Genomic DNA, 8,070 nt, shown 5'->3' on the forward strand with positions numbered 1-8,070 from the left:
GTCACGGCGGTGCCGCCGCCCTGCTCGCCCTCGTCGGCGCCGGCACCGCCGTGACGCTCCTGCGCCCCGCGGGCGACGCCCCGGCCTCCGCGTCGGCCGCGGGTGCTGCGGCACCCGTCGCCCCGGCGGCCCTGCCCGTGGGCGGCCCGACGGCGTCGCTGCCGGTCACGACGTCCGGTCCCGCGAGTCCCACGACGACCGGGCCGACGTCCCCGACCGTCACGACGAGCGCGCCGACGACGGGCCCGACGACGTCGACCCGGCCGGTGTCCGCGACGAGCACCCGCGTCGCGACCTCCTCCCCGGCCCGCACGACACCGGCCCGCACGACCACGAGCGCCCGGACCACCACGACGACGAAGCCGGCGACGACGACCCGGTCGTACTCGGCGTCCGTCGCCGCGGCCAAGGAGGTCGTCGCCGGCGTGGCCGTCTCCGCCGGCAGCACCGTGAGCGTCCGGGCCGCCGGGTCGGTCGTCGGCGGCTACTTCGCCGTCGACTCGTGCACCGGGCAGAACGAGTTCACGCCCTCCGGCGGCCGGTCGGTGACCGGCAAGGCCGCGTCCTGCGCGCCCCTCTTCGACGCCAACGAGGCGGTGCTGCCGGGTGCGCCGATCGGCGCGCTCCTCGTGCGCGTCGGCACCGGGGGCTGGTCGCTCGCCGGGGGCTCGAGGTCCTTCACGGCGGCCTCCGGCGGCACCGTCGCGTTCACGGTCAACGACCTCAAGCGCTCGGACAACAGCGGCGCGTTCTCGGTGACCTACTCGGTGACCGCGCCGGCCTGACCGGCGGTCACGCGGAGCGGTAGCCGGCGAGGTAGTCGGCGAGCGCCCGCTCCGCCGCGGCGGGGACCTCGGTGTACTCCAGGCCGGCGTCCGACCCGCCGCTGCCCACCGTGCGGACGACCCGCGCGCCGACCGTCCAGGTCCCGGTGTCGAGCACGAGGTCCAGCCGCACGGTCTGCCCGACCAGGAGCGACGTGCCGGCCGGCTGCCGCAGCCGGGCGCCCTGCTCGCTGAGGTCGCTCACCACGGTCTCGTGGGCCGTCCCGCCGACGTGGACGACGGCCGGCGTCGTCACCGGCACACGGTCCGCGGCCCGGCGCTCGAGCCCCTGCGTCAGGCTCGACATCGTCCGGATCCGGTCGATCGCGTCCCGCACGCCCGCGGCGAGCCGCTCGACGGCCTCCTGCTGGCGGGCGGTGAGCGCGGTGACGTCCCCGGACGCCGCGTCGATCCCCGTGACGTTGCCGGCCATGACCTCGATCGCGCGCGCGACCGCCGCGGCCCCGGCCTCGAGCTCCCCGATCGTCGCGGAGATCTCGCCGGTCGACGTCGCGGTGCTCGCGGCGAGCTCCTTGACCTCGCGCGCGACGATCGCGAACGACAGCCCCGCCGTCCCGGCCCGCGCGCTCTCGATCGTCGCGTTGAGCGCGAGGAGGTTCGTCTGGGACGCGATGCCCGCGATGAGGTCGGCGATCCCGCCGACCCGGCGCAGGCTCTGGCCCAGCGACCCGACCACCTCGTCGGCGGTCCCGGCCTGGGCGACGAGGGTCCGGGTCACCTCGCCGGTCCGGGCCACCCGCCGGTCGATGCTCCCGGCGCCCGACCGGACCTCCTCGACCTGCTCGACGACGCGCTCCAGCTCGGCGACGACCGCCTCGGACGTCTCGTCGATGACCGCCTGGGCGCGGGCCCGCATCTGCCGGCCCGACTGCTCCTGGCGGCGGTGGCTCTCGCGCAGCTGCTCGGCCCGCTCGGCGTGCGCACGGTCGATCGCCTCCCGCTGCGCGGCCGTCGCCTCGATGGCCTCGTTGACGGCCTGCGCCATCCGGCCGATCTCGTCGGCCCGCGAGACCGGCGCCCGCAGGTCGAGCCGGCCCTCCGCGAGCGACTCGGCGACGAGCGTCACGGCCTCGACGGGGACGGCGATGCCGCCGGCGAGCCGGCGTGAGACGAGCGCGATGACGACCGCCGCCACGGCGACCGCGGCGAGCACGACGGCGACGAGCGTGCCGGTGAACGGCCGCGGGGCGGGTGCGGAGACCTCGAGCCGCCACCGGTTGGCGTTCGTCGCGCCGAGGTCGACGGTCTGCGCCGCGCGGACCGGGCCGGCCCCGGCCCACCCGGCGTCCCGCCGGAACGGCGCGTCCGTGATCGCTGCGTCCGAGCCGGTGTCCGCGACGACGTCCCCGGTACCGATCTCGACGACGCGCACCCGCATCCCCGGGGCCGCCGCGTGCGCGAGCTCGGTGCGGACGGCGTCCAGGTTCGCCTCGAAGTGCAGGAACGCGCGGTTGCGTCCGCCGACGGCGATCGGGGTCGAGTTCGAGACGACCCAGCGGCCGCTGTCCGCGGAGACGTAAGGGGCGTTCTGCCAGACGGTGCCCGGCTCGAGGCGCAGCGTCGGCGCGGAGAACGGCGCCGCGGACTCGTCGGGGGACAGGTCGCCGAGCAGGGCCACCCCGCCGCGCACCTGCCGGGCCAGCTCCGGCCCCGCGCCGTCGATGTAGCAGGCCTCGTCGATGAGGGTCGGGTACACCTCGTGCAGCCGCACCAGGGTCGTCTCGATCCGGCCGCGCAACGTCGTCCGGTCCTGCGGGCGGGTGTACCAGTCGGTGAGCGAGGCGTCGGACGCGGCGACGAGCAGGTTGTCCCGCCAGGCGCCGAACAGGCCCGTCAGCTGCTGGGCGGACCGCGCCGCCTGCGACCGGACCGCGGCCGCGGCCTGCTGGTCCGCCTCGTGCTGGACCTGGACGGCGAGCAGCAGCACAGCGGTGCACACCGCGGCCAGGGCGACGGCGACGATCCGCACGGTGAGCGCGCGGCGCAGCGAGCGTCGACCCGTGGTGTTCACCTCTTGGTGATCGGTGCCGACGGCGGGACTCTGTACCCGGAGATCGTTTTCGTGCTTCGCGCAGGCGAGGGACCGCGGCGCCCGCGGCGCGGACGCCGCCAGGAGGGCCGCCCCCGCCGGCGCCTGCGCGGGCCCGTAATGCGATTTCTCGCCGGGCCCGGTGGCCGTGTACCGTAGGCGATCGTCGCCCGGCGTGCCGGGCGGTGCAGCCGGCCCCAATAGCTCAGTCGGCAGAGCGTCTCCATGGTAAGGAGAAGGTCTAGGGTTCGATTCCCTATTGGGGCTCTCGTCGCAAGACCTGGTCCGCCGGGTGCTTGCGATCCCGGCGGAGTAGCTCAGTTGGTAGAGCAAGCGGCTCATAATCGCTGTGTCGTGGGTTCAAGTCCCGCCTCCGCTACCACACGGGTCCGGCCCGCGGTTCGACCGACACCAGGTCGTCGCGTAGGCTTGACCCTCGCGTGCGCTTCACGACGACCTTCCGCTGATTCTCGCTTGACTCCAGAGAGGCACGACCGTGGCCAGCAAGTCCCAGGATGTCCGCCCCAAGATCACCATGGCCTGCACGGAGTGCAAGGAGCGGAACTACATCACGAAGAAGAACCGCCGCAACGACCCCGACCGCATGGAGCTCGCGAAGTTCTGCCCGCGCTGCACCAAGCACACGGCGCACCGCGAGACCCGCTGACGTTCGGCACCCGCACTCCGACGACGGCCGCCCCTCGGGGCGGCCGTCGTGCTTTGTCCGCCGGGTCGATAGGTTGCCCGGGGCCGGACGACGCAGGCGGCCCGACGACGAGCACGACGAGGAGGCCCGGATGGCTGTGAACCCGGACATCGTGGGGCGGGAGTACCCGCCCGAGTCCGTGTACGAGGTGAGCCGCGAGAAGATCGCCGAGTTCGCCACCGCCATCGGCAGCACCGACCCGGCGCACTTCGACGGCGACGCCGCCCGCGCGCTCGGCCACCCCGACGTCATCGCGCCGCCGACCTTCGCCGTCGTCATCGCGCAGCGCAGCGAGGCCCGGGTCGTCCGCGACCCCGAGGCCGGGATCGACTACTCGCGCGTCGTCCACGGCGAGGAGAAGTTCGTCCACCGCCGCCCGATCACCGTCGGGGACGTCCTCGTGACGACCTCGTACGTCGACGCCGTGCGCTCCGCCGGCGGCCACTCGATGGTGTCCACCCGGTCCGAGATCGCGACGCAGGGCGGCGAGCCCGTCAGCACCGTGACGTCCACCATCGTCGTCCGAGGGGGCGAGTGACATGACCGGCACCCCCACGACCCGGCCCTCCTTCGACGCCGTCGCCGTCGGCGACACCGTCGCCGAGCGGTCCTTCACGCTGCAGCGGCTCGACCTCGTCAAGTACGCGGGCGCCAGCGGGGACTTCAACGTCATCCACTGGAACGAGCGCGTCGCGACGTCCGTCGGGCTGCCGAACGTCATCGCCCACGGCATGCTGACGATGGCGACGGCCGGCCGCCTCGTCACCGACTGGGCGGGCGACCCGGGCGCGGTCGTCGAGTACGGCGTCCGGTTCACGAACATGGTCCCCGTGCCGGACGACGGCACGGGCGCCACGGTCGTCGTGTCCGGCGTCGTCGCCACCAAGGACGACGACGCGCGCACCGTCCGCGTCGACCTCACGGCGACGTGCGACGGGTCCAAGGTGCTCGGCCGGGCCCAGGCGGTCGTCCGCCTGCCCTGACCGGCCGCACCACCCGACCGGCCGCGGAGCAGCGCACCGCGACCGGCCCGACCCGAGGAGCCCCGCCCGTGCACGACGATGTCCTCGCCGCCGGGGCGGCCGCCGACCTGCGCGCCCGTCGCGCCCGGAGCGCCACCTACTGGGTCTTCGGCGTCAACGGCTGCCTGCTCTCGACGTGGGCGTCCCGGCTCCCGGCGATCCGGGACGCCCTCGACCTCAGCCCGAGCGGGATCGGCTTCGTGCTGCTCGCGGTCTCGGTCGGCGCGATGGCAGGGCTGCCGCTGTCCGGCCCGGTCGTGCACCGGCTCGGGCCGGCCCGCACGGTCGCGGCGGCGTCCGTCGTCTGCACCCTCGGGGTGCTCGGCGTCGGCCTCGCCCCGACGGTGCTCGTGCTCGTCCCCGTGCTCTTCCTCGTCGGGCTCGGCAACGGCCTGTGGGACGTCGCGATGAACGTCGAGGGCGCCGAGGTGGAGCGCCGTCTCGGCGTCGAGATCATGCCCCGGTTCCACGCCGCGTTCAGCCTCGGCACCGTGGGCGGCGCGGGGCTGGGCGCCGTCATGGCCGGGTTCGACGTCCCGGTCGCGGTGCACCTGCCGTTCGTCGCGCTCGCCGTGCTCGGCGCCGCGTACGCCTGCACCCGGGCGTTCCTGCCGGCCGACCACGTCCGGACGGCGGCCGCCCCGGACGAGCCCCGCACCGAGCGGTCCGGCTCAGGTGCGCTCGCCGCCTGGACCGAGCCGCGGACCCTGCTGCTCGGCCTCATGGTCCTCGGGATGGGGATGTCCGAGGGCTCCGCGAACGACTGGATCGCCGTCGGGATGGTCGACGGCTACTCGGTCGACGACGGCATCGGCGCGGCCGGCTACGGCTGCTTCGTCGCCGCCATGACGCTCGCCCGGTTCACCGGCCCGTGGTTCCTGCGCCGGGTCGGCCGGGTCGCGGCCCTGCGGGCCGGCGCGCTCGCCGTCCTCGTCGGGGTCTCGGTCTTCATCCTCGGCTCCCGGCTCGTCGGGGACGTCCCCGTGGCCGTCCCGCTCGCCGTCGCCGCCCTCGGCACCCTGCTGTGGGGCTGGGGCGCCGCGCTCGGGTTCCCGGTCGGGATGAGCGCGGCCGCCGACGACCCGGTCCGGGCCGCGGCCCGGGTCAGCGTCGTCGCGACCGTCGGCTACACCGCCTTCCTCGCCGGGCCACCGTTCCTCGGGCTGCTCGGCGACCGGTTCGGGGTCGTCCCGGCGCTGTCCGGGGTCGCCGTCGCCGTCGCGCTCTCCCTCCTCGCGGCCGGTTCGGCGCGCCCACTGGCGCCGTCGGAGTGACGGAGGGTTAGGGTCGAGGTCGTGACCGAGACCTCAGCGGCCACGTCGTCGCCCGGGGTTCCCGGGCAGGCCCTCGCGCTGGCGGATCTGACCACCCTGCGCGTCGGGGGCCCGGCGCGGACCCTCCTGCACGCGACGGCGACGGACGCCCTCATCGAGGCCGTCAGCTCGTGCGACGCCGCGGGCGAGCCGGTGCTCGTCCTCGGCGGCGGCTCCAACCTGCTCGTCGGCGACGACGGCTTCGACGGCACCGTCGTGCGCGTCGGCACCCGGGGGGTGGACGTCGACGCGGCCGACAGCTGCGGCGGCGTCTCGCTGCGCGTGGCCGCCGGCGAGCCGTGGGACGACCTCGTCGGCCTCACGGTGGCGCGCGGCTGGGCCGGCGTCGAGGCGCTGTCCGGCATCCCCGGCTCGACCGGTGCGACCCCGCTGCAGAACGTCGGCGCGTACGGCCAGGACGTCGCGGAGACCGTCGCGACCGTCCGCACCTGGGACCGGCAGGACCGTCGCGTCGTCACCATGGCCAACGCCGACCTCGAGTTCGGGTACCGGACGTCGCGGCTCAAGGAGGAGCGGTTCCGCGGCGGCCCGCGCTACGTCGTCCTCGAGGTGACGTTCCAGCTGGCCGTCGCCGACCTGTCCGGCCCGGTCCGGTACGCCGAGCTGGCCCGCACGCTGGGGGTCGAACCGGGCGGCCGGGCCCCGACGGCGGCGGTCCGGGAGGCGGTCCTGGGCCTGCGCCGCGGCAAGGGCATGGTCCTGGACGCCGCCGACCACGACACGTGGAGCGCCGGCTCCTTCTTCACCAACCCCGTCCTCGACGCCGCCGGGGCCGCCGCGCTGCCCGAGGGCGCCCCGCGCTGGCCGATGCCGGACGGCCGGGTCAAGACGAGCGCCGCGTGGCTCATCGAGCACGCCGGGTTCGCCCGCGGCCACGGGCTGCCGGGGCCCGCGTCGCTCTCGACGAAGCACACCCTCGCGCTGACCAACCGCGGCACCGCCCGTGCGGCGGACGTCCTCGCGCTGGCCCGCGAGGTGCGGGACGGCGTCCGGACGGCGTTCGGCGTGACCCTCGTGCCGGAGCCGGTCCTCGTCGGCTGCGTGCTGTAGCCCGCCGGTCGCGGGTGCGGGGGTCAACCCCGCCCGCCCGGCTGCCGAGGACCAGGACATGGACCGGCCGAGCCTCGACGCGCTGTACGCGATGGTCGTCGACGACGCCCTCGGCACGCTCGCGCCGCGGGTGCAGGCCGGGCTCGCCGGGCTCATGGTCGTCGCGGCGCTCTGGGCGGCGCTGCGGCCACGGGTGCTGCCCGTTCTCGGCTTCCTCTCCGCGGCCTTCGTCTTCGCCCGCGCCAACCACGCGTTCGAGGGGCCGGTGCTCGTGGCGCTCACGCCCGGCCACGGCCTCGTCCTCGCGGACCTCGCGCCGGTCGCCCTGCTGGGGCTCGTCGTCGTCCGGGCGTTCGCCGTCCGGTCCCGCCCGGTGTCTGACGGCTCACATCCGGCCCCCGCGGCGCGTGAGGCGCCGGCCGGTGGGTACGGGGACCTCCATGGAGCGCTTCGAGTTCGACTTCGCCCTTCCCCTGTCGCTGCCGCTGCGGTTCTTCGGGGTCCGGCCCGGCACCGCGCGCGTCGAGGTCGGTGACGAGCACCTCGAGGTCTCGTTCGGCCCGTGGCGCCTCGTCACCGCCCTGAGCAACGTGGACGACGTCACCGTGACCGGGCCCTACAACCCGCTCAAGGCCTACGGCGTCCGGGTCTCGCTCGCCGATCTCGGCGTCACCTTCGGGACGACGACCGCCCGCGGCCTGTGCGTCACCTTCCGGGAGCCGGTCGCCGCGGCGGTGCCGGGCGGCCTGCTGCGCCACCCGTCGATGACCGTCACGGTCGCCGAGCCGGAGCGGCTCGCCCGCGTCCTCACCCGCGCCGCCGGCACACCGCGCCCGCTGCTCGCGGCCGTCGAGGCGGACGTCGTCCCCGCCGTCCCCGTGCTCGAGCCCGACGAGGACCGGCGCGCCCGTGAGAAGGCCTCCCGCCGCGCCCGCAAGGCCGCCCGCACCCGCGCCGAGCACCGTGCCCAGGAGCAGGCCGAGGCCGAGCGCGCCACCGCCCGCCGGTCCGCGGCCGCCCAGCGCGGCGCCGCCAAGCGCACGGCGAAGCGCACCCCCGCCAAGCGCACCCCCGCCAAGCGCAC

At 75.8% G+C, this 8,070-nt stretch carries 8 protein-coding genes, 2 tRNA genes and 1 pseudogene; 10 read left to right on the forward strand and 1 reads right to left on the reverse strand.

Annotation, left to right across the window (positions count from 1 at the left end):
* Positions 1 to 785, forward strand: a pseudogene (locus tag EDJALFJO_RS35510) (hypothetical protein); the annotation flags it as partial.
* A gap of 7 nt (positions 786 to 792) precedes the next feature.
* Here EDJALFJO_RS35510 and EDJALFJO_RS11065 read toward each other — a convergent pair.
* A complete protein-coding gene (locus EDJALFJO_RS11065) occupies positions 793 to 2,856 on the reverse strand; it encodes a methyl-accepting chemotaxis protein (RefSeq protein ID WP_088285127.1) in 2,064 nt (687 codons plus the stop codon).
* Between the two features lie 212 nt (positions 2,857 to 3,068).
* Between EDJALFJO_RS11065 and EDJALFJO_RS11070 the strand changes: the two genes are divergently transcribed.
* The 9 genes from EDJALFJO_RS11070 to EDJALFJO_RS11110 form a co-directional block, all read left to right on the forward strand.
* Positions 3,069 to 3,141 (forward strand) — tRNA-Thr (locus EDJALFJO_RS11070).
* A gap of 39 nt (positions 3,142 to 3,180) precedes the next feature.
* Positions 3,181 to 3,256: transfer RNA gene (locus tag EDJALFJO_RS11075), tRNA-Met, on the forward strand.
* A 114-nt stretch (positions 3,257 to 3,370) separates the two neighbouring features.
* Positions 3,371 to 3,541 (forward strand): 50S ribosomal protein L33, encoded by a 171-nt coding sequence (rpmG, locus tag EDJALFJO_RS11080; RefSeq protein WP_088285129.1) that lies wholly within the window; start codon positions 3,371 to 3,373, stop codon positions 3,539 to 3,541.
* A 130-nt stretch (positions 3,542 to 3,671) separates the two neighbouring features.
* Entirely contained in the window at positions 3,672 to 4,118 is a 447-nt protein-coding gene (locus EDJALFJO_RS11085) for a MaoC family dehydratase N-terminal domain-containing protein (protein ID WP_088285131.1), read from the forward strand.
* Between the two features lies 1 nt (position 4,119).
* On the forward strand, positions 4,120 to 4,563 hold the full coding sequence (locus tag EDJALFJO_RS11090) for a MaoC family dehydratase (protein ID WP_088285133.1): 444 nt from the start codon (positions 4,120 to 4,122) through the stop codon (positions 4,561 to 4,563).
* A 68-nt stretch (positions 4,564 to 4,631) separates the two neighbouring features.
* Positions 4,632 to 5,876, forward strand: a complete 1,245-nt coding sequence (locus EDJALFJO_RS11095) for a sugar MFS transporter (protein ID WP_198950199.1) — start codon at positions 4,632 to 4,634, stop codon at positions 5,874 to 5,876.
* Positions 5,877 to 5,897: 21 nt separating this feature from the next.
* Positions 5,898 to 6,986, forward strand: a complete 1,089-nt coding sequence (locus tag EDJALFJO_RS11100; protein ID WP_088285135.1) for a UDP-N-acetylmuramate dehydrogenase — start codon at positions 5,898 to 5,900, stop codon at positions 6,984 to 6,986.
* Between the two features lie 58 nt (positions 6,987 to 7,044).
* Entirely contained in the window at positions 7,045 to 7,521 is a 477-nt protein-coding gene (locus tag EDJALFJO_RS11105; RefSeq protein WP_088285137.1) for a hypothetical protein, read from the forward strand.
* On the forward strand, positions 7,427 to 8,070 hold a 644-nt coding region (locus EDJALFJO_RS11110; RefSeq protein ID WP_088285139.1), incomplete at its 3' end, for a hypothetical protein. The genes EDJALFJO_RS11105 and EDJALFJO_RS11110, both read left to right, overlap by 95 nt.

Origin of the sequence: Kineosporia sp. A_224 (assembly GCF_002198655.1) — a bacterium.
Taxonomy (GTDB): Bacteria; Actinomycetota; Actinomycetes; order Actinomycetales; family Kineosporiaceae; genus R-H-3.